Origin of the sequence: Eubacterium aggregans (assembly GCF_900107815.1) — a bacterium.
Classification (GTDB): Bacteria; Bacillota; Clostridia; order Eubacteriales; family Eubacteriaceae; genus Eubacterium_O; species Eubacterium_O aggregans.
On record NZ_FNRK01000002.1, the window covers coordinates 129,138 to 150,735 of the forward strand.

Below are 21,598 nucleotides of genomic sequence, written 5' to 3' on the forward strand. Positions count from 1 at the left end.
TATGGATATGAATATGTTGACTCAAAAATCCATTGAGGCGGTCAAGGATGCTGAAAAAATTGCCCTTGATCATAATGCGCCGGAAATCGAACCGGACCATCTTTTATTGGCTCTAGTGACCCAGGAAAATGGCGTGGTCTCTCGGATTTTTGAACGAATGGGGAAAGCGACTTACCCTATTATTGAAGAATTAAAGCGGTTGGTGGCGAATAAGCCATCAATCAGTGGTCCTGGCCGGGAGCCGGGGAAGGTATACATCAGCCGAGACACCGAAAAGGTCCTGAATGAGGCCTATAAAATTGCAAAGAATATGGATGATCAATACATTTCCGTGGAGCATATTCTCCTGGGAATGTTTGATTTAGGCAAAAAAAGCCCGGTGGTGGAGCTGTTGGGACGCTATGGCATTACAAAGGCCAGCATCGATACGGTATTAAATGATGTGCGGGGGGGCCAAAAGGTAACCTCGGATCATCCTGAAACCACCTATGAAGCTCTGGCCCAATATGGTCATGACCTAGTTCAGGATTGTATGGATAACAAGCTGGACCCTGTCATTGGGCGGGATTCTGAAATTCGCCATACCATTCGGATTTTGTCCCGGAAGACGAAAAATAACCCGGTGCTCATTGGGGAGCCGGGGGTTGGTAAAACCGCTATCGTCGAGGGATTGGCAGCCCGAATTGTGGCTGGGGATGTCCCAGAAGGCTTAAAGGGCAAGCGTATCATCTCTCTTGACTTGGGGGCACTGGTCGCCGGGGCCAAATACCGCGGTGAATTTGAAGAACGCTTTAAGGCTGTATTAAAGGAAGTTAAAGATTCTGACGGGGAAATCATCCTCTTTATCGATGAGCTCCACACCATTGTGGGGGCGGGCAAAACCGATGGCGCCATGGATGCCGGCAATATGCTAAAGCCCATGCTGGCCAGGGGCGAGCTCCATTGTATTGGGGCGACGACCCTGGATGAATATCGCCAGTATATTGAAAAAGATCCGGCACTTGAACGTCGGTTCCAGCCAGTTATGGTGGATGAACCCACTGTTGAAGATACCATCGCCATCCTCCGGGGGCTCAAGGAACGCTATGAAATCTTTCATGGGGTTAAAATTTTAGATAACGCCTTGGTCTCTGCGGCAGTACTGTCCAATCGTTATATCTCGGACCGGTTCCTGCCAGACAAGGCCATCGACTTAGTGGATGAGGCCTGTGCCATGATCCGGACGGAAATTGACTCCATGCCGGTGGAAATGGACGAGGTCAACCGGAAGATCATCCAAATGGAAATTGAAGAAGCGGCTTTGAAAAAGGATGATGATAAGCTCTCCAAGGAACGCCTGGAACGGCTCCAAAAGGAATTGGCCGAATACAAGGATGATTTCAATGGCATGAAGATCCAATGGCAAAACGAAAAAGATGCCGTTGAAGAGGTCCAGAAGGTTAAAGAGGAAATCGATTCGGTTAATCATCAAATTGAAAAGGCTGAACGGGAATATGACCTGGATAAAGCAGCGGAGCTGAAGTATGGCAAGCTGCCAGAGCTGAAGAAGAAGATGGAAGAGCTAGAAGCGCTTGCTGAAAGCAAAGGCGCTGACGAGTCCCTGATTCGGGAACGGGTTTCTGAAGAAGAAATTGCAGAAATTATTTCCAATTGGACGGGTATCCCCCTGAGTAAACTGGTTTCCGGTGAACGGGAAAAACTTCTTAATTTGGAAGAAACCTTGGAGGAACGGGTCATTGGTCAGGAAGAGCCCATTAAAAAGGTCGTGGATGCTATCATCCGGTCCCGGGCTGGGATCAAGAACCCCAATACTCCCATTGGCTCCTTCCTGTTTTTAGGACCCACCGGGGTTGGGAAGACCGAGCTGGCTAAGGCTGTGGCTGCCAATCTCTTTGATACGGAAAACAATATGGTCCGTATTGATATGAGTGAATATATGGAAAAATTCTCGGTGAGCCGTTTGATTGGAGCACCTCCGGGATATGTCGGGTATGAAGAAGGCGGGCAACTGACCGAAGCCGTCCGGCGTAAACCCTACTCGGTCATCCTTCTGGATGAAATTGAAAAGGCCCACAAGGATGTCTTTAATATCCTGCTCCAGGTACTGGATGATGGTCGGATTACCGATTCCCAGGGTCGGACGGTGGATTTTAAGAATACGATTATCATTATGACCAGCAATATTGGGTCGGAATTCCTGTTAGAGGGTATTGGACCGGATGGAGAGATTAAGGAAGAAACGGAAGATGCCGTGATGTCCTCCCTCAGAAACTATTTCCGGCCGGAATTCCTCAATCGGATCGATGAAATTGTGCTTTACAAGCCATTGTCCCGGGAATCCATTACCCATATTGTCGATTTGATGATGGCCGAGCTGCAAAAACGCCTGGAGGACAACCGCTTATCGGTGGTCTTAACTGAGGGCGCTAAGGAAGCCATTATTGACCAGGGCTATGACCCAAGCTATGGCGCCCGTCCATTGAAGCGCTTTATTCAAAAGAATATTGAAACCATGGTGGGCAAGGAAATTATCCGCGGAAGCTTGGACGAAGGGGATGTATTAACCATCGATTTTAAAGACGGACGTTTTACCGTCATCGCAGATTAGAAATAGATTGACAAAGTTATCTTAAGAGAGTCCCAAAAGAGAAATAAATGTTGTATGTGCAACATCTTATTTCTCTTTTTTGCGATATACTATTAGCTAAAAGGATTGACTGTTTTTTAACAAAGTAAGCGCAGTATGGTTTGAGAAGACTTAAATACTAGTAGGAGGTGTGCAATGGGTTTTGTATTGAATCAGGCGGAAATGGACCGATATCTTTCCTGCCTGGCATCAGATTATCGGATTTTTGCCCCAAGGCGTTATTCCGGGGATGGAATTTATTCCGATACAGATATCATCCGCTACGGTGAAGTGTCATCGGTATCGGAGATTGAATTTCAAGAGAAATCCCTGTATTCATTTAAAGAGGTGCTGCTCCCGGTGATTGAAACCTTATTCTACTTTACCGAGGATAAGGTAACCCTGGCGGACGCCCCCCAAAAAGGGGCGGTAGTCTTTATGCGCAGCTGTGATGTCCATGGTCTTAAAGCCCTGGATGCCATGTATCTGGACAATGGCCCCGAGGATTATTACTACAAACGCCTGCGGGAGAAGATTAAGATCATCCTCATTGGATGCCCCCATTCCTACGACAATTGCTTTTGTGTTTCCATGGGGACGAGTGAAACCACGGATTATGATTTGAGTGTCGATTCCAAGGACGGTGCCTTCCACGTCGATTGTCGGAATGTGTCCTGGCAGAACCAGCTCCTTGAGGATGGCATCCCCCAGCAGGCGGTTATGCCTGAGTTTGTGACAGAAAATGCGGTGACGGTGAAAATCCCCGAAAACCTCAATGCACGGGTAGTAGGAAGTACCCTGTGGAATGATTATGACAGCCGGTGCATTGCCTGTGGACGGTGTAACTTTGTCTGTCCCACCTGTACCTGCTTTACTATGCAGGATATGCCCTATACCGAAAACGGCAAAGCCGGAGAACGACGGCGGGTGTGGGCCTCCTGTATGGTGGATGGCTTTACCGATGTGGCCGGTGGCGGAAGCTACCGCCAGAAAAATGGTCAGCGGATGCGGTTCAAGGTCCTCCATAAGGTCCTGGATTTTAAGGCGAAGCATGGCTTTCAGATGTGTGTCGGATGTGGCCGCTGCGATGATGTCTGCCCAGAGTATATTTCCTTTTCCCACTCGATTAATGGCCTTGAACAAGCCATGAAGGAGGTGAGTCAGTAATGGGGAACAATCATTATATTCCATTTCCATCAAAGGTATTAGCTGTTTCAAAGCATACGGATATTGAATATACCTTCCGGATGGCCTATGTGGGGGATGTTCGCCCCGGGCAGTTTTTTGAGGTGTCCATTCCTAAATATGGCGAAGCCCCCATTTCGGTCAGCGGCATTGGCTCTGATTATGTGGACCTCACCATCCGACGGGTTGGCCGGGTGACCGACGAGGTTTTTGAATATTACACTGGGCGAACCCTGTTCCTCAGGGGACCATACGGTAATGGCTTTGATGTTTCGGATTATGCTGGTAAAGAAATCGTCGTGATGGCTGGGGGAACGGGTTTATCTCCAGTCCGGGGCGTGGTGGAGTATTTCGCCGAGCATCCTGAAAAACGTCAGGGGATGACCCTGATTTGCGGCTTTAAAACTCCAAGGGATACGCTGTTTCGGTCTGATATTGAAAAATGGCAGAAAACCATGAACGTTATTCTCACCGTGGACTGTGCCGAAGGGGACACCGCCTGTCAGGTTGGTCTGGTGACGGAATTCATCCCGCAAATTAAACTTACAACCCCCCGGACAGCAGTGGCCATTGTGGTGGGCCCTCCGGCAATGATGCGCTTTTCAGTCCAGGGGCTGTTGGGCATTGGCATTCCGGAAGAAAATATCTGGATATCCCAGGAGCGAAAAATGTGCTGTGGCTTAGGAAAATGTGGCCATTGCCGCATTGGTGAAGCCTACGTCTGTCTGGATGGACCGGTGTTCAAGTACACCATCGGAAAAAACTTGGTGGACTAGGGAGGAATGCGCCATGGATATTAATACGAAGAAGCTTAAAAAGAATGCCTTTCGTGTCACAAAAAAAAGAGGGATTGCGGCCTCCCGGGTTCGGGTTCCTGGTGGTCATATAGAGGCAAAATACCTTGGGGATATCCAGAGAATTGCTCAGGAGTACGGGGATGGCGGCGTCCATCTCACCAGTCGTCAGGGATTTGAAATTACCGGAATCCCCTTTGAGAAGATGCCCGAGGTTAATCAAGCCCTCCAGGATATCATCGATGGGCTTGAGATTAATCAGGAGGAAGTTCTGGGGGGGTATCCCGCAGCAGGCACCCGGAATATTGTGGCTTGTATTGGCAATAAGGTCTGTCCCTATGCCTGCTACGATACAACGGCCCTGGCCAAGAAAATCGAAAAGGCTATTTTTCCCAACGATTTGCATTTCAAGGTAGCGGTGACGGGCTGCCCCAACGATTGTGTGAAAGTTAGAATGCATGATTTTGGCATCATGGGGATGACCGAGCCCCAATTTGATTCGACCCGCTGCGTCAGCTGTGGAGCCTGTATCAAAGCCTGTAAGCGGAAATCTGCGGATGTTTTAACCCCTGTTAATTTTAAACCCCAGCGGGATGCAGACCGCTGCATTGGCTGCGGGGAATGTGTATTGGCCTGTCCCAATGTCGCCTGGACCCGGAGTCCGGAAAAATACTACCGCCTGACCCTCTTTGGCCGGACGGGGAAGAAAAACCCCCGGATGGGCCAGGACTTTATCAAATGGGCGGATGCAGAAAGTATTGTGAAAATCATCCTCAATACCTACGACTACGTTAAAGAATATATCGACCCCACCTCCCCAGGCGGGAAGGAACATATCGGCTATATTGTCGATCGTACCGGCTTTGAAGAATTTAAAAAATGGGCGCTGCGGGATGTCCATCTGCCGGAAAAGGCAGAAATCTTCGCTCCGGTGTATTGGAATGGGATTAAGTACTAATTGATCATTTTCATGGACTAAACTGGAACTCAGGAATGGGTTCCGGTTTTTTTCTTTTTCTTTCTTTTCTGATTCATCTCCTGAACATGGGCCTTGGCATCCTTGGCGGCAAAGGTGAGGCCGATGGTGGCGTTTTGCATGGCCACCAGAATGGGGTTTCGTTTTCGGCGTCTGCGGATCTGTCCCCGGGCATCTAAAAAACGATTGGGCTTATGGTTTTGGTTAGGATCGATGCTGCCCTTATCCACCATGATGCGTTCTCCGGCCACACTGTTTAATAGCACGTTTACCATGTCATAAGCACCCTCGTAGGCCGTTATTTTATGCTGATAGGCGTTTATCCCATCATTGTATTTTTCCAGAAATTCGGCGGAGAAGCCGGGAGCATTAAAGGTGAGGCATCGGTCGATGGTGTTGCCCTCTAAAATCGTAATGTACTGGGCACAATTGCCACCCTTGGAGTGGCCGGCCAAATCGTAGGTTTTAAAATGGTACGTTCGGTCCATGCGGTGCTTAAAGGCAAGGGCGCTGGCCTGCTGGGGTGTATCGGCCACAAAGCCCCCCCGGTAATTATCAATCCAGCCTCCAAGGCTGACGGTTCCACGGAAGGTTAAGATTCCCCGCTCCCGGCTTTTATCGCTAAAGCACAGGCTATGAAGGCCGTTATAGGGGCGGTCGATGGAGGCTAGGATGTGCAGATCCATCAATTGATCATCCTGCTGAATACGGCTGAGGGATTCCTGCCATTCCTTGGGGGACATGGCAGCATCCCCATCGAGATACTTAACCCGATCGGCGTGAAAATTTACCATATTGGCAACCGTCAGACACGGGACGTTTTCAGGGGGGACGGGGAGTGCCAGGGCGGTTATTTGACTTAATAAATTGAGTTGGCTGTGGGAGAGTGGTTTCATCATTCCTTGGTATGGTCCTTTTTCTTCAGTTTTAACAATTGTTTTTTCGCTTTTCGAAGGTGTTTGTTCCGGGTCATGGCGCTACGGTAAATTTCGGTGGCCTTGGCATCAACCTGGGATTTAAGGGCGGGAAAAGCTCTGAGCAGACGGCGATGGGCATAGCGGTGGAGGCCCTTTTTTTCCAGAAGGTTTTCCGCAAAATGATTGAGTCGCATTTCCAGATCATCCAGGCCGGCCGCCGCATTGCTCCGAAGTGCATCGGCGGCCTTTCGGGTGTCTCCCAGCTTTTCAGAGAACTGGGCCATTGTGCTGATTCCCAGATCCCTTAAATCAGAGGTCACGGTATCCGCTACCTCAGAAACATGGTGAATCTTATTTTTCAAATCGATGGTCTCAATGGTGGAAATCATGAGATCAATGAGCATCAGGCACACCAGGATACTGGCCGTGATAAGGGTAGCCATGGTGGGAAGCCGATTAAGAAAATCAGCGGTAAGGGGGTGGACGATGTACAAAAGCACAACAGACATGATGCCGAAAAGTACAGAGTTTTTGAGACAAATGCGGCCATTCAGATTAAATCGGCAGCTCGAATAGTCCCACCAGGTGGCATGAAAGAGTTTTTCCATACCCCAGCTCGTCAGGTACTCTAAGGCAGAGGTTGATCCCACCCCAATGATGAAAACAAAGATGGGATTGGTTAAGAAGGGGGTGAGAAGACCAATCAGGATGACGGCACCAACACCATAAATGGGACAATAGGGGCCAATTAAAAAGCCTCGATTCACAAATTTCTTTTGAGGAATTGAACAATAAACAACCTCACTGCACCATCCAAGTACGGCATAAAAAAAGAAGTATAAAAAGAGCAGGCTGAGATTGTAGTCCATTTCCATACTAGAGTCCTTTCAGTGCAATGTCTCGTTTTAAAATATCGAGGACCAAGAGGCAATCATCCAGGGCCCGATGGCTTTGGGTGTCGGTGCCAGCGGCTGTTCCCAGGGCAATTTGGTTTTTAGAATTCAGAACACCCATATGGATACGCTGGGCACATCCAAAGGTACATTTTAAGTCAGTACCGGTTTCTTCACAGGCCGTTTCAAAGAGAACAGCATCGTAATCCGATCCCCAGGAAAGGAGCGTGCGCCCTTGGGTTAGCTCTTTGATAATGGGCATGACTCTGTGGATGTTGGGCTGATTGGCTACCATGTCATTGGTGATGCCAGTGAGCTTTTCAATACGCCAATTAATTTTGTTTTCAGGCTTAATCAGTTGATTGAAAACTGTATTGCCATGGCAGTCAATCATGGAAATTTCAATGGGTTCATCCGGGCATTGTATGGCTTCGATATCGAAGATTAAGTAGCGCTGGGTACCCCTTTGCAAATCTTCCTGGATCCCCGCCAGATGGGTATCGGCGTAAAGGCGGTTGGCAGAAAGACGGCGTTCCCGGGCTTCTAATTTGAGTCGGGCCTCTTCCTCATATTCGGTGCGGATATTTTCAAAATGGGTGGTATTGACCCGAAGAATATGGGCAATTTCAGTATCAGACTGTTCCTGTTGGGAGAGGGTTTGGTACCATTTTTTGAAAAAGTGGTCCATTTTCAGCCTGGAAAAGCGCAAGCGTTTGGCCGTTTCACCGATGGTCAGATCAGCATCCCGTAATTCCTGATAGGCTTTTAATTCCTGTTCGCGTCGGTTTTGGATGGAGTGCTGTCTTCGGGCTTGTCGGTGTTCCCGTATTTCTGTGAAAATGGGGTCATCTTTTTTGAGGTGGCCCTGATCGATCCACATATGGCACAGAGTGTAAAGGCGCTCTTCACTGAGGTGCAGAATATGTAAAATATCGGATAAGGGCTTGTCTTTAATTTTTTTGAATTTAGCTAACTGAGATTTCATACCTATAATAATAGGGTTAAATAGTCACTTTGTCAATTATAAGGGAAAACTCCTAACTTTGGCATCAGTCTGTGCTATAATATTAAACAATATAAGAGGTGGATAAAACATGGAGGTCAACAAATGAACAGACTGCGGATCGGTGGGATTTTAATGATTATCATCGGGGTGTTTGGGGTTATCTTCGCGGTGGTGGGCCTGATCGGTTTCATGATGGTAGATGCTTCGGTGCGATTGGCCATGAGTGAAGCCAGTGGCTTGCCCATTGCCGTTTATTATATAAAGATGGTGGTTTATGGATTGATTTATGGCTTGGAGATGGTCACCGGTATTTTAGTCCTTCGCCATCTTTATGATTGGCCCTGGATGCCGCGTTTATTTTGGATGGGAATGATTGTCATGGGGGTACAATTTATTCAAATGCTTCTTCAGACCAGCTTAAGCGGTGCATCCTCGGATTTGTGGATGTCACTTTTCGGAGGAATACTCGTGCCGGCTTTAATGGTATGGGGCGCCTTTACACAATGTAGAAGGGACGGATGAAAATATGTCTGAATGTGCAAAGAAGATACGGAGAAGGATGACGTTAAAACAACAGGCATCCCTTTGTTCAGGAAAAAATGATTGGGAAACGGAAGCCTATGAAGATCTTGGAATTCCGGCAGTGGTGATGTCTGATGGGCCCAATGGCATGCGTGTGGAAAAGCCTCGGGAAGGCTTTAACGCCGCCGACAGCTATCCGTCAACCTGCTTCCCAACGGCGGGATTATCCGCTTGCAGCTGGAATCCGGCCCTGATTTCAGAGATGGCTTCAGCCATTGCCAAAGAGGCCAAAAAGCTAGGGGTAGATCTTATTCTGGGGCCAGGGCTGAATATTAAGCGCTCGCCCTTATGCGGTCGAAATTTTGAGTATTATTCCGAAGACCCTTTACTATCCGGGCAATTGGCGTCGGCCTTTGTGACGGGGGCGGCAGCGGAATCCGTGGGCTGTACCCTCAAGCATTTTGTAGCGAATAATCAGGAGACCCGCCGGATGACGGTGGATGCCCATATCGATGAGCGTACCCTCCGGGAAATCTATCTCAAGGGATTTGAAATCGCCGTTAAGAATAGTCATCCCATGGCAGTTATGTCTGCTTACAATGCGGTGAACGGTGCTTTTATGAGTCAAAACAAGGCCCTTGTGACGGATGTGCTCCGGAAGGAATGGGGCTTTGACGGCATCGTCATGACCGATTGGAATGGGGTGTATAATCGGATAAAGGGCGTCAAAGCCGGGGTAGATCTGGAAATGCCAGGGAGTGGCGGTGTGGGAGACCAGCAGGTGGCCTGTGCCATCCAAAATGGGACCCTGCGCAAAAGCAGTTTGAATGCCTTGGTGGAACGCAATATCGATTTTGCCTTAACAGCGGCTAAACACCGGGAACAGTGGGAAGAACCCAGTGGTGAGGTGGATTATGAGGCCCAGCATGCCCTAGCCCGGCGCATTGCAGAGGAAAGCATCGTCTTGCTTAAAAATGAGGAAAATCTTCTACCCATTACGAAGGAAAAATTTCAGAAGGTAGCCATTATTGGTAAAATGGCCTTTGATCCAAGGATTCAGGGGGCCGGGAGCTCAAAAATCAATGAAATCAGCATCGATACCCCTTACGAGGCATTGACAAAGGCCTTGGAGTCGGTGATAGAGATTGTTTCCAGCCAGGGCTATTCTGATAGTGATGCCGAGCGCAATGAGTGTTTGATGGCGGAAGCTCAGGCCTTGGCAGCCCACACGGATGTTGTCTTACTCTTTGTCGGGCTCCCAGCCCAATGGGAATCTGAGGGGTATGATCGCAGGGATATGGCCCTTCCAAAGAACCAGCAGGATCTAATTACCGCCATTTCCCAGGTCAATCCCCATACGGTTCTCATTTATATGAATGGAGGAGCCCTGGATCTGGCCGAAGGGGATGCAGCCCAAGCCATTATCGAGGCCTGGCTGGGGGGCGAATCCATTGGCAGTGCATTATCCGGCATCTTGACGGGGAAGGTGAATCCCAGCGGCCATTTAGCTGAAAGTATTCCCTTTAGACTCCAGGATACGGGCTGTTACGATTCCTTCCCCGGGGATGAGAATACGGCTGTTTATGGCGAAGGAATTTTTGTGGGCTATCGCCATTATGACCATGTGGACTGCCCGGTGCGTTATCCTTTTGGCTTCGGATTGTCCTATACAACCTTTGAATACACAGATCTTGACATTCAGCACCTGGGGGATAATACCTTTCGAATTAGCTGTCAGGTAAAGAATACTGGGGCGGTGAAGGGCAAAACCGTGGTCCAGGTGTATACCGGGCAGAGAACCCCTAAAATCATGCGGCCGATTCGTGAGCTTCGGACTTTTAAAAAAGTAGCCCTTAACCCAGGGGAGCAGGTTACCCTGGAATTTGAACTGGGGGAAGATGCTTTCACGTATTATAATACCCAGGAGAAAAAATGGTGCACCGAAGGGGGAGTCCACACCATTGAAGTGGGGGAATCCAGCCGAGGTCTTCCCTTAGCCAGTGACGTGGAAATCACCCGAAATTATATCCCAACCATTACAAAGTACAGCTATTTAGGGGATATCCTGGATCATCCCAAAGGCCCGCAGGTCTTTGAGGTCATTACCAGAGAGCTGGAGCAGTTAACGGGCGAGAACGTCATGGATCTTCAGGGCTTTGCGAAAACCATGTTTTACAGCACACCGATCTGTAAGCTGACGACGGCTTCCCATGGGCTGATTGCCCCTCGTACCATCGCGCTTCTGATTGAATATTTGAATAATGGCGATTTAACAGATACCTTTACCATGGAGAGGCTAAAGGTCGGGGATGAAGCGGCAGGAGGAACCTCCAAGGGATTGATTGCCGGAATTTTTGATTGGGTTGGAAAGATCATTAAGGGCAATGTGGCGACGGTCTATTCAGTAGAGGATAAAATGAGCGTCCTTCTGAATAACCCGGATACCCGGGCTGTCTTGGCTCGGTATTGCCCAGAGGATATTCTAGATGGTGAACAGCTGCGTGTTGCAGCTCGAATGGGCTTAACCCTCCGGCGCATCCAAAAGCTGGTTCCCCAAGATATTTTTCCAGAGAGACTACTGGAAGAAATCAACGCGAATTTAAAGGAAATAAAGAAGGAGATTTAATGCGCTTATTAATGGTAGATACGGCGACGATTGTGGCTTCTGCTGCAGTCATAGAAGAAGAAAAGCTGGTGGGAGAAGTCATTATTAACCACCAGAAAAAACATTCAGAAAAGCTGCTGCCCGCCATCGATCATCTTTTAACAGATGCTGGGCTGGATATTTCTGAGATGGATGCCTTTGGCATTGTTTGCGGCCCGGGCTCCTTTACGGGGCTGCGCATCGGGATGGCCACGGTGAAGGGCTTTGCCCAGGCGTTAAATAAACCAGTGGTTGGCGTGTCCACCCTGGAGGCCTTGGCCTATAATTTACCCTATACCCAGGGGATTATCTGCCCCATTCTGGACGCCCAGAGGGACCAGGTTTACACCGGAGTGTATCAATTTATCAATGGCTGCTTTGAAACCTTGCTGCCGGATACAGTGCTTTCCATCGACGCCTTAATCCGCCATCTGTCTGAAATCACTGATGGCCCCATCCACGTTCTGGGGGACGGCGTTCCCAAATATTTTGAAACCATATCCGAGGAGCTGGATACGTTTAAGGCTCCACCCCATATCCGGATGAATCGGGCCTCCTCGGCGGCTTGGTTGGCCCTTAGAAAGCTTCAAAAAGGTCAGGTTCAGGATTATAAAACCATTGAGCCAATGTATATCCGGCCATCCTATGCGGAGGAACAAAAGAAAAAATGAATAGTCGAAAGATGATGCCCCAGGATGCAGGTGCTCTCAATAAATTGTGCGAAGCCTGCGGACTGTCTCCCTGGTCAGAGGAATCCTTTTTAGGGGAAGTGGATAACCCCGTGGCCCAGTATATTGTGCTGGAAGAAGCTGGTGAAATTTTGGGCTTTGCAGGGATCTGGTGCGTCGTCGATGAGGCCCAGGTCATGAATATTGGAGTGGCTCCCAGGGGTCAGGGCCGTGGCCTTGGAAAACAGCTGATGAAGGCACTCATGGCAGAAGGGCGAAGCCATAGCTGCGTGGTGATGACTCTGGAAGTCAAAGCTGGAAATACCAGGGCCATCAGCCTTTATGAAGGGTTAGGCTTTGAGCGCAATGGTTTGCGAAAGGATTATTATCCGGATCATTCCGATGGTATTTTGATGATTAAATCCCTTGTGGAAGAGGCGGATACCCATGAATAAGGTTTTATCCTATTGTCTTGGGCTGGGGGTACTGATTTTCGCCCTGATGGCCGCCATTCCAGTGTCCGTTTATGATGTGGATGATTTTATGGCTCAGGCAGAAACCAATGGGGTGAGCCAACGTACGGGATTGAGCGATTCTGAATTACGTGACGTGGCCGTGGAAATTTTCAATTACCTGGAAGGGGAGCGGTCGGATTTTGATATTACCATAAACACAGCGGGGCAAACCCGCCATTTGTTTAACGAGGATGAACAACAGCACATGGTTGATGTGGCTGGCTTGACCGCCTTGTCCCGTATTCTGCTGGCGGTATCCCTTTTAACCCTTTTGTGCTGTGGCACCATTTTGTTTTTAAGGGACCAAAGAGGCCTATACCGCGGACTGATTTACGGCGGCCTTTGGGGGTTAGGTTTGTTGATTGTCCTGGCCCTGTTGGGAAGTATGGATTTTACAGCGGTCTTTGAGGGAGCCCATCGATTGATCTTCAGCAATGATCTTTGGCTGTTAGACCCCAAAAAAGATTTACTGATTAACATTGTACCAGAGCCCTATTTTATCCACTTGGCCCTTCGAGTTGCCGGTATGGCCGCGGCCATGGACCTTTTCTTTGTGGCCCTGGGCATTGCGGGGCGTGTCCGAATGAAAAGAATCGAAAGCAGTGAGGAGAAACAAAAAAAGAATGAATATACTGAGCATTGAAACATCCTGTGATGAAACCTCGGTGGCCATCGTTACCGATGGCCGCCGGGTTTTATCCAATCAGATTTATAGCCAAATTGATATCCATCAAAAATACGGCGGGGTGGTTCCGGAAATTGCCTCCCGGAACCATGTCATTAAGCTGCCTTATATTATTGAGGATGCTCTGGCCGAAGCCAGATTAACCTGGGATGGCATTGACGCCATCGCCGTGGCCAATGGTCCAGGCCTGGTGGGAGCCCTTCTCATCGGGGTATCCGAGGCAAAGGCCCTGGCCTATAGCTTAAAAAAGCCCCTCATCGGGGTTAACCATATCGAAGGGCATATTGCCGCTAATTTCCTGCAATATCCGGAATTAGAACCGCCACTGCTGGCACTGGTAACCTCTGGGGGCCATAGCAATCTCATTATTTTAAGGGATTACGATCATTTTGAAGTGGTGGGACGCACCCGGGATGATGCGGCAGGAGAAGCCTATGATAAAATCGCCCGGGTTTTGGGGTTTCCCTACCCTGGCGGTCCACGGATTGATGCAGCGGCTAAGAGGGGGAACCCCAGGGCCATTGATTTCCCCCGGGTTACCCTGGAAAAGGGAAGCTATGATTTTAGCTTTAGTGGTCTGAAATCGGCGGTTCTGAACTATCTGAATGGTAAAAAAATGAAGGGCGAGCCGGTGGTAGCAGAGGATGTGGCGGCCTCCTTCCAGCAAGCGGTGGTGGAGGTGTTGGTGGAAAAGGCCATAGCCTGTGCTGCGGAGTACCACCTGGACAAGCTTTGCCTGGCTGGCGGAGTTTCCGCCAACAGCGCTCTAAGGGCGGCCATGCAGTCGGCCTGTGATGCCCAGGGGATTGCCCTGTACTATCCAGACCCCATCCTTTGCACCGACAATGCTGCCATGATTGGATCCATGGCTTATTATAATTTTAAAGCCGGGAGGCTGGGGGATTTAACCCTTAATGCTAAGCCGGGAATGTCCATTGGCGATTCGCCGTTAAAGAAAAAGGGAAGGCCTCAGTGAGGCCTTCCCTTTTTCTATGGTCGGTAAGTAATGGCGTAAAGCATATCCCGTTGCTGGTCATTCATCGTGGGATCTTCTTCTAAAGCTGAAAAATAAATAGCGTCTGAGGCGGGAGAAATCCGAATGTTAGAGGACAGCAGATGGGGAGAAAGCATTTGCTGCTTGTTCTTACCATCAATACCCATAATCCAGATGCTTTGGTATTGGGGAATGTCCGGATCATCAAACTGGGCAGCAATGATATGATCGGTATTCCGGTCGAAAAAGGCCTGGGTATAATTCCCCTGGCTAATTTCTGTTTTAAGCTTTTTTTCCGGACTGTAGATAAAAAGCTTATCCATCGGCATATTCCTTTGAATATAAAGCACATCTGAGGAATCAGTACTGACATCAAGCCAATTGACATCCTGGGCGAGACGGGAAGGTTTTAGCTTTTGACCATCATTGTCCAGGGCCATGCTGTAAAGGTTGTTTTCCTCAGCGGTATTGGGTGAGCCGATAAAATAAATGGTTTTGGTCTTTACATTATAATCCAGCTGTTTAATGGTAAAACCTGTTTCCATGGTGTAGGTTCGGCGTTCGCCGGCGGGGTTCGTCATGACCAGCTCATGCTTATTGTTGATAAAAAGAACCATGTCATCGCCCACGACCGTGAGGGGGGAGATAATGTTTTCCCCCTGGGTCGAAAGGACCCGGGTGCTGGTGCGATCCAGGGAGGTCCAAACCAATTGGAGGATTTCACTGCCATCCGAGGGAAGGGTTCCCTTTTCGATATAAAAGACACCGCTGCCGTTGCCAGCAAATATGGCCCCGCGCTGACGTTTATCGGAGTTAATAAAGTTTAGAATAGACCAGGAACCGCTGTTGGCATCCAGGCGATATAAATCCAGATTATAGGTGATGGGCGGCGTATCCGAGGTGCCGGAGGTTAACAGATAATCGCTCGCGGCATTAATGTCCATTAAACTCCCTCTCCCCAGGGAGGTTAGTTTTTTCTCTGAAAGAATGGCTCCGTCGGTGGCATTGGTAACGGTGATGGGAGCATTTCTTGGGACGAAGAAGCTCCGACAGCCAGCAAGGCAAAGCATAAGGGCCGATATTAGGAGGATTGCGATAATCTTGAGTCGTTTATTCATTGGCCAGGCCCTCCTGTACGGTTTTAATCAAAATGGGAAGACTAATACTGATATTGGTGCCTTCCCCCAGGACGCTTTCCATGGAAATAGTTCCATGATGCTTATCCACAATTTGTTTGGCCAGATAAAGGCCAAGGCCCGCGCCGCCTTCGCCTTCATTTCTGGCCCGATCTTCTTCCACGCGGTAAAAGGCTGAGAAAATCTTCTTCTGGTCATTTTCAGAAATACCAACCCCATAATCCCGGATCGAAACGATGATATTGTCCTCTTCCAAGGTCGACACCACATCGATGATGTCACCCTTGTCTGAATATTTAATGGCGTTATGGAGGATATTGATAAAAAGCTGTTGGAGCCGACCGTAATCGCCCAGGATTTCGGGGAGGTTTTCATCGGATTTGTAGTTAATGCTGATTTCCTTTTGCTGGGATTTGATTTCCATTTGCTCCACCACCTCGTCAAGGAGGGTATGGAGGTTCAGATTGGTCTTTTTGACATCAAATTCCGGCCGTTCCAGCTGGTTGACATTTAAAAGATCGTCCACCAGGCGGAGGAGCCGATGGCCTTCACGGTTCATGGTATCCAAAGAGCGGTTTAAAATCTCGCCCTCCATAACCTGACGCCGCCTCAGCATATCGGTATATCCGATGATGGTGGTCAGGGGAGTCCGCAGCTCGTGGGATACAGAGCTGATGAACTGCTGCTGTTCCTTTTGAATCTGCTTGGTTGAGGTCATGTTTCGGATGACAATCATATAATTCTCTTCAAATTCAGCTTTTCGAATGGGACTTCCGATAATCAGAAGATTTCGGTCATTGCTGTCGACTTCCACAGAAATATGCAGTTTGCCGTTTTTTAAATCATCAAAGATATCCCGGAGGAAGGACTGATATTGAAAATCATAAATGGTCTTCGGATTGCTGACATCAAAATATGTTTTAATATATGAATTGGATGTAATGACATTCCCCTTGGCGTCTAAAGCTAAAAGACCATCATCCAGGGAAGCTAAGACGCTGGCCAGCCGGTTTCGTTCTGAATTCAGCTGATTGATGACATTGTTGACGTTCTGGGTCATGCTGTTGAACACTCGGGTCAGATCCCCAATTTCATCCTCCCGGCGGTAATGGATTTGGACATTGTAATTCCCATGGGTGATTTCCTTTGATATCTTCGTCAGCTCCTTAATGGGCTGGATGAAATGATTGGAATAGGATAGGGTAATGACAATCAAAAGGGGAAATCCCAGGGCGCAGCCCAGAGCGTAAAAAAACAGACAGGTATTCAGCTGGGCGTCCATGGCAGCCAGGGAGTATAGAAAGCCAATATAGCCGATGTGTACCCCATCCAAAGTGATGGGCTGTAAAAATTCGACAACCGGTGTTCCCATGGATTCAGTGTAGAGCATTGTGGCATTGCCGGTGGCCTTTGCCTGGGAAATGGCCTCGGAAAAATCCAGGGAGCTGTCATCCGTGGGATTATATAAGGATTTGCCATCTGATGAAAAAATGAGGGCAGGCGTATTGGTGGTTGCGGAGAGAGTGCGGCTGATCTGACGGGCCATTTTATTAAAATAGGCGGCAGCATCACTTCCGTCTGAATTACTTTCAGCAGACTCTTCAATATAAAGGGTGGCATTTTGTCCCATCACCGCCAGCTCTGAGCGGGCGGTGATTACATAATGGTAGATCGTCCCCTGGACGATGCAAAACAGGATGAAGCCAAAGATGGCTAGGAAGATAGCGATATTATAGGCTATAATCCGGCCACGATAGGTTAGCTGCATGGGTTTTTCCTCAGATTTTTCTCATTTTATAGCCGATACCAAAAACCGTCTGGATAAATTTATTGGGTTGGGTATCAATTTTTCGGCGGATTCGCTGGACGTGCATGTCTACAGTACGGGTATCACCATAATAATCGTACCCCCAAATCTTTTCTAAAAGGGCATCTCTGGGGAAAACCTGCTCCAGATTAGAGGCCAGGAGATACAATAAATCAAATTCCTTGGGGGTCAAATGGATTTCATTTCCCTCCAGAAGCACCATTCGCTCCTCGGGCATAATGCTTAAAGGACCGTTGGTGATAATGACGTTCTTGCTTTTATTATCCGAAGAACGGGATGAACGGCGGAGATGGGCCTTGATTCGGGCCAGAAGCTCCCGGTTGTCAAAGGGCTTGGTGAGGTAATCGTCCGCGCCTAATTCTAAGCCTAATACCTTATCGACGATATCGGTTTTAGCCGTGAGGAGGATGATGGGAACCTCTAAAACAGGGGAGAGGGTTTTACAGACATCGTACCCATTCACCTTGGGCAGCATAATATCTAAGACAATTAAATCCGGAAGCCAACGCTTTCCCTTTTCAATGGCCTCTTCACCATCATAAGCTGTTTCTACCTGGTAGCCTTCAAATTCTAACTCCATTTTAATTAAGTCGACGATGGCAGCTTCGTCATCCACCACCAAAATTTTTTCGTTCATGGGATCTCCTTTGTTCTATCATTAAAACCATAAATTAAATTGTGCTTTATTCTGGATGGCCGTCAGTACCCGGTCATCCAGCTCCGGAATGATCTTTCGCATATGGGCTAAAAGGTTTTTCATTTCCTCTCGTTTGGTATGGCCATCCGCCGGGCAGGTGCTTTTAACAATGGGAAGGGCCTGGCATTCTTTATTAAAGAGAATGTCTTTTTCCCGGGTGTAGACCAAGGGACGGATCAAGGTGATATCTTTTCGGTCCAGATGGGTGACCGGCTGAAAGGTATTAACCCGGGCCTCATAAAAAAGGCTTAAGAAAAAGGTTTCTACCGCATCATCCATATGGTGGCCCAGAGCAATGGTGTGACAGTTTCGATTAAGGGCCAGGTCATGGAGGGCACCCCGCTTCATGCGGGCGCAGAGGGAACAGGGATTTTTCTCCCGTCGTGCATCAAAGACAATGGGACCGATTTGGGTTTTTTCAATGGTATAGGGAACCCCAATGCGGTGACAGTACTCGACAACAGGGGTAAAATCCATTCCTGGAAAGCCCATGTCCAGGGTGATGGCCTCGAGCTCAAAAGGCTCTGGCGAAAAAATCTGATAGTGCTTAAGGGCGGATAATAGGGCAATGCTGTCCTTGCCCCCAGAAAGTCCCACTGCAATACGATCACCAGCGGTAATCATATTAAAGGTCTGAATGGCCCGACGCATTGAGCCGAGAATTTTTTGCATATCTTGATAAATCCTTTATAAAAAATTTCATTTTAGTTGTCATCGGGATGAAAAACCGATACAATGGGAAAGCATTCGTTTCAGAATGCTAATTATTCTTATCTTACCATTTTATGGAAAAGAAAACAACAAAGGAGATTATCCGAATGACACAATCGATTATTAATTTTTTTGCATTTTTCCCAGATTGGCTGGAGATTTTTATCATTTCGATGATTCCTGTGGTGGAGCTGCGTGGTGCCATCCCATGGGGAGACTTGGTTTTACGTATGCCCTATTTGCAGACCTTTTTACTGGCATGGCTTGGGAGTATTGTGCCGGCCCCCTTTATTTTAAAATTTCTGCCGGCTGTGCTGAATTGGATGCGGGGAACAAAGATCTTTGGACCCTTTGCCAATTGGCTCCATACAAGGGGAATCAATAAATCCAAGAAGATTACCCAATACAAATTCTGGGGACTGATGATTTTTGTGGCCATCCCCCTTCCGGGAACCGGCGTATGGACCGGGTGTCTGGCAGCGTCCCTTATTGAAATGGATTTTAAACAGGGAATGCTCTCCGTCGCTTTAGGCTCTGCGGTTGCCGGGGTCATTATGACGATCCTGTGTGCCATGGGATTGGCTGCTGTGGGGGCTTAAAATGATTAAGCTGTTAGCCTTAGATTTGGATGATACCCTTCTGACTTCTGATAAACGGGTAACGGAGGGCAATCGGCAGGCACTTCTGTCGTGCTTAGATCAGGGCATTCACGTGGTGACAGCCAGCGGGCGGTTCAATGAATCCCAATTGGCCTTTATCCGGATGATAAACCTTGGGTTGGAAAAAAATCCCCATTTAGGGGATGGCGGCGGCACAATCTTTAATGAAGATGGGATTCTCGAGATCATGGGAGCGTTTCCCCGAAGGATTTATGCCGCTGTACTCAAGCGTGTTCGGGAAATTGGGCTGCCCTGCTATGTGACCAATGGGGAGAATGTGTATTACGACATTGCAGAACAGCCTCTGCGCAGCATCTATAATCAGGCCAAGGGGGCGCGGCGGGACTATATCTTTCCCGTTGATGATTTAATGGCAGTGGAAAACCCCATGAAATTCGTCTTTGCCTTTACCTCCGAGAAAGAGCTGGCCCGTATTCAGGAAATCCAGCAACCAGGGACCATCAACTTTAGTGCGGGGCGTAACCTCCGGGAAATTACCATGGTGGACATGAATAAATTAAATGGTTTAAAGGAAATTGCGAAAATCTACGGGGTGGAACTGTCTGAAATCGCCTGTTTCGGCGATAGTGAAAATGACATTCAGATGCTTGAGGGCGCCGGCTTAGGATTTGCGGTGGCCAACGCCATGGAAAATGTGAAGGCAGCGGCGGATATCGTTGGAGAAAAAACTAACGATGAGGACGGAATCGCCTGGCTCATCGAGCGATACATTTTATGATGCAATAACAGGAAGAAGGTTTGATTATGGCATTTAATGCAGCATTTTACGCGGGAAATCGGCAGCGCCTGGGGGAAAAACTGGCCCCGAATAGCATCGCACTATTCTTTTCAGGATGGTCAGTGGTGCGTTCTGGTGATGCAGACTATCCCTTTTTTACCAATAACAATTTTTATTATTTGACGGGCATTACCGATCCAGAAGTCACCTTGGCCGTGGTCAAGACTGGGGATGGCGAAGTGTCCTGCCATCTCTTTATCAATGAGGTAGACCCTCTTTTGGAAAAGTGGGTGGGGAAAAAGATTCGTAAGGAAGAAGCCACCCAGATTTCCGGAATTGATGAGGTGGATTATCAAAGCCACTTAGCTCATTGGCTGGAAGGCCAGACCGAAACCTGTCTTTATCTGGATTCAGAGGTTCCGCCACATCAGAAAAGAAATATTGAAATGGCGCTCACCGGGTGGTCTGGTTCAGAATCTGCTGATAGTGCCCCTTTAATGCAGGCGCTGCGCAATATCAAGCAGGATGTGGAAATCGAGGCCCTTCGTCGGGCCATTGCCATGACTGCTGAAGGCATTAAAGCGGTCCGTCAGAACTTAAAGCCTGGGATGATGGAATATCAGGTACAGGCAGTGTTTGAATACGCCATTGCCATGGCTGGGGCCCAAAGCGTCTCCTTTGACACCATCGTGGCTTCGGGTGTCCATGGGCCGACTCTGCATTATATTACAAATCAAGATCCCATCGGCCAGGATGATCTGGTATTACTGGATTTAGGAGCCCGATACGAGGGTTATTGCGGGGATATCAGCCGGACACTGGCCGCCTCTGGTCATTTTACAAAGGATCAGGAACGGGTATACGCATCGGTATTAGAGGCGCAAAAAAAGCTCATTACCCTGTACACCCCGGGACGGCCTATGGCAGAAATTCAGGAGGCCGCTAAAGAGCTGCTTTGTGAAAACTTAAGCCGTCGCGGGATTGAGCCGCCAGATGGGGATATCGGTCAGTACTATTACCATGGTGTTGGCCACCCCCTGGGATTAGATACCCATGATTTAGGGCGACAGCCAGGCATGGTCCTTGCCCCTGGGATGGTGATTACCTGTGAGCCCGGGCTTTACCTGGCCGATTATGGAATCGGCGTACGCATTGAAGATGATATACTCGTCACCACCCAAGGCCCTGTTAATCTTTCCCCTCAAATTCCTAAGGAATTGGATGAAATCTAATCGAATTTAATACTTAAGGGACTTGACAAAAGCACCTGCCATGATTAAGATATTAAGCAGTAATTGAATATTTACCTATCCAGAGAGGCAGAGGGACAGGCCCGATGAAGCCCGGCAACCAGCAGATGCATGGTGCCAATACCTGCAGTAAAACTGCGATGATGGGATGAC

At 48.4% G+C, this 21,598-nt stretch carries 20 protein-coding genes and 1 riboswitch; of the genes, 13 read left to right on the forward strand and 7 right to left on the reverse strand.

What is annotated here, in order from left to right:
• Position 1 precedes the first annotated feature (1 nt).
• The 4 genes from clpB (at position 2) to asrC (ending at position 5,563) form a co-directional block, all read left to right on the forward strand.
• The gene (clpB, locus tag BLW33_RS01795; RefSeq protein ID WP_090304488.1) at positions 2 to 2,608 is read left to right on the forward strand and encodes an ATP-dependent chaperone ClpB; all 2,607 of its coding nucleotides are present in this window, start codon (positions 2 to 4) and stop codon (positions 2,606 to 2,608) included.
• A gap of 174 nt (positions 2,609 to 2,782) precedes the next feature.
• The gene (gene asrA / locus BLW33_RS01800) at positions 2,783 to 3,793 is read left to right on the forward strand and encodes an anaerobic sulfite reductase subunit AsrA (protein ID WP_090304490.1); all 1,011 of its coding nucleotides are present in this window, start codon (positions 2,783 to 2,785) and stop codon (positions 3,791 to 3,793) included.
• Positions 3,793 to 4,587: an anaerobic sulfite reductase subunit AsrB gene (gene asrB / locus BLW33_RS01805; RefSeq protein ID WP_090304491.1), complete on the forward strand. Its 795-nt coding sequence runs from the start codon at positions 3,793 to 3,795 to the stop codon at positions 4,585 to 4,587. Before asrA ends, asrB begins: the two co-directional genes overlap by 1 nt.
• A 13-nt stretch (positions 4,588 to 4,600) precedes the next feature.
• Positions 4,601 to 5,563, forward strand: a complete 963-nt coding sequence (gene asrC, locus BLW33_RS01810; protein WP_090304493.1) for a sulfite reductase subunit C — start codon at positions 4,601 to 4,603, stop codon at positions 5,561 to 5,563.
• Between the two features lie 29 nt (positions 5,564 to 5,592).
• On the opposite strand, the gene BLW33_RS01815 is transcribed toward asrC, so the two are convergent.
• Genes BLW33_RS01815 through BLW33_RS01825 form a run of 3 tightly spaced genes read right to left on the reverse strand, consistent with a single transcriptional unit; the run spans position 5,593 to position 8,376 of the window.
• Positions 5,593 to 6,480: a Tle-like phospholipase domain-containing protein gene (locus BLW33_RS01815; protein ID WP_090304494.1), complete on the reverse strand. Its 888-nt coding sequence runs from the start codon at positions 6,478 to 6,480 to the stop codon at positions 5,593 to 5,595.
• A complete protein-coding gene (locus BLW33_RS01820) occupies positions 6,477 to 7,367 on the reverse strand; it encodes a putative ABC transporter permease (protein WP_090304624.1) in 891 nt (296 codons plus the stop codon). The genes BLW33_RS01815 and BLW33_RS01820 overlap by 4 nt, the downstream gene beginning before the upstream one ends.
• Positions 7,368 to 7,374: 7 nt before the next feature.
• The gene (locus BLW33_RS01825) at positions 7,375 to 8,376 is read right to left on the reverse strand and encodes a 3'-5' exonuclease (protein WP_090304496.1); all 1,002 of its coding nucleotides are present in this window, start codon (positions 8,374 to 8,376) and stop codon (positions 7,375 to 7,377) included.
• 123 nt (positions 8,377 to 8,499) lie between these two features.
• On the opposite strand from BLW33_RS01825, the gene BLW33_RS01830 reads away from it, so the two are divergent.
• From BLW33_RS01830 to tsaD, 6 genes are read left to right on the forward strand one after another with little or no spacing between them, the layout of a single operon-like run.
• Positions 8,500 to 8,919, forward strand: coding sequence for a hypothetical protein (locus tag BLW33_RS01830; protein ID WP_090304498.1), 420 nt, complete (start codon positions 8,500 to 8,502; stop codon positions 8,917 to 8,919).
• 37 nt (positions 8,920 to 8,956) lie between these two features.
• Positions 8,957 to 11,545 carry a glycoside hydrolase family 3 C-terminal domain-containing protein gene (locus BLW33_RS01835; RefSeq protein WP_242911564.1) on the forward strand — a complete coding sequence of 863 codons (2,589 nt, stop codon included), beginning with the start codon at positions 8,957 to 8,959 and terminating at the stop codon, positions 11,543 to 11,545.
• Positions 11,545 to 12,234, forward strand: a complete 690-nt coding sequence (gene tsaB, locus BLW33_RS01840) for a tRNA (adenosine(37)-N6)-threonylcarbamoyltransferase complex dimerization subunit type 1 TsaB (RefSeq protein WP_090304501.1) — start codon at positions 11,545 to 11,547, stop codon at positions 12,232 to 12,234. The genes BLW33_RS01835 and tsaB overlap by 1 nt, the downstream gene beginning before the upstream one ends.
• Positions 12,231 to 12,686, forward strand: a complete 456-nt coding sequence (rimI, locus tag BLW33_RS01845; RefSeq protein ID WP_090304503.1) for a ribosomal protein S18-alanine N-acetyltransferase — start codon at positions 12,231 to 12,233, stop codon at positions 12,684 to 12,686. Before tsaB ends, rimI begins: the two co-directional genes overlap by 4 nt.
• The gene (locus BLW33_RS01850; RefSeq protein ID WP_090304505.1) at positions 12,679 to 13,389 is read left to right on the forward strand and encodes a TIGR01906 family membrane protein; all 711 of its coding nucleotides are present in this window, start codon (positions 12,679 to 12,681) and stop codon (positions 13,387 to 13,389) included. The genes rimI and BLW33_RS01850 overlap by 8 nt, the downstream gene beginning before the upstream one ends.
• Positions 13,370 to 14,407, forward strand: coding sequence for a tRNA (adenosine(37)-N6)-threonylcarbamoyltransferase complex transferase subunit TsaD (gene tsaD / locus BLW33_RS01855; RefSeq protein ID WP_090304507.1), 1,038 nt, complete (start codon positions 13,370 to 13,372; stop codon positions 14,405 to 14,407). The genes BLW33_RS01850 and tsaD overlap by 20 nt, the downstream gene beginning before the upstream one ends.
• Before the next feature lie 14 nt (positions 14,408 to 14,421).
• On the opposite strand, the gene BLW33_RS01860 is transcribed toward tsaD, so the two are convergent.
• The 4 genes from BLW33_RS01860 to BLW33_RS01875 are packed head-to-tail and all read right to left on the reverse strand — an operon-like array spanning position 14,422 to position 18,758.
• Positions 14,422 to 15,543, reverse strand: a complete 1,122-nt coding sequence (locus BLW33_RS01860) for a hypothetical protein (protein ID WP_090304509.1) — start codon at positions 15,541 to 15,543, stop codon at positions 14,422 to 14,424.
• Positions 15,536 to 17,329: a sensor histidine kinase gene (locus BLW33_RS01865; RefSeq protein WP_090304510.1), complete on the reverse strand. Its 1,794-nt coding sequence runs from the start codon at positions 17,327 to 17,329 to the stop codon at positions 15,536 to 15,538. The genes BLW33_RS01860 and BLW33_RS01865 overlap by 8 nt, the downstream gene beginning before the upstream one ends.
• Before the next feature lie 10 nt (positions 17,330 to 17,339).
• A complete protein-coding gene (locus tag BLW33_RS01870; protein ID WP_090244198.1) occupies positions 17,340 to 18,026 on the reverse strand; it encodes a response regulator transcription factor in 687 nt (228 codons plus the stop codon).
• A gap of 21 nt (positions 18,027 to 18,047) precedes the next feature.
• The gene (locus BLW33_RS01875) at positions 18,048 to 18,758 is read right to left on the reverse strand and encodes a tRNA 2-thiocytidine biosynthesis TtcA family protein (protein WP_090304512.1); all 711 of its coding nucleotides are present in this window, start codon (positions 18,756 to 18,758) and stop codon (positions 18,048 to 18,050) included.
• Between the two features lie 146 nt (positions 18,759 to 18,904).
• Between BLW33_RS01875 and BLW33_RS01880 the strand changes: the two genes are divergently transcribed.
• The 3 genes from BLW33_RS01880 to BLW33_RS01890 are packed head-to-tail and all read left to right on the forward strand — an operon-like array spanning position 18,905 to position 21,427.
• A complete protein-coding gene (locus BLW33_RS01880) occupies positions 18,905 to 19,396 on the forward strand; it encodes a COG2426 family protein (RefSeq protein ID WP_090304514.1) in 492 nt (163 codons plus the stop codon).
• Position 19,397: 1 nt separating this feature from the next.
• Positions 19,398 to 20,195 (forward strand): Cof-type HAD-IIB family hydrolase, encoded by a 798-nt coding sequence (locus BLW33_RS01885; RefSeq protein WP_090304516.1) that lies wholly within the window; start codon positions 19,398 to 19,400, stop codon positions 20,193 to 20,195.
• Positions 20,196 to 20,221: 26 nt separating this feature from the next.
• The gene (locus tag BLW33_RS01890) at positions 20,222 to 21,427 is read left to right on the forward strand and encodes an aminopeptidase P family protein (protein ID WP_090304518.1); all 1,206 of its coding nucleotides are present in this window, start codon (positions 20,222 to 20,224) and stop codon (positions 21,425 to 21,427) included.
• A 72-nt stretch (positions 21,428 to 21,499) separates the two neighbouring features.
• A riboswitch (SAM riboswitch) is annotated at positions 21,500 to 21,595 on the forward strand.
• Positions 21,596 to 21,598: the final 3 nt, after the last annotated feature.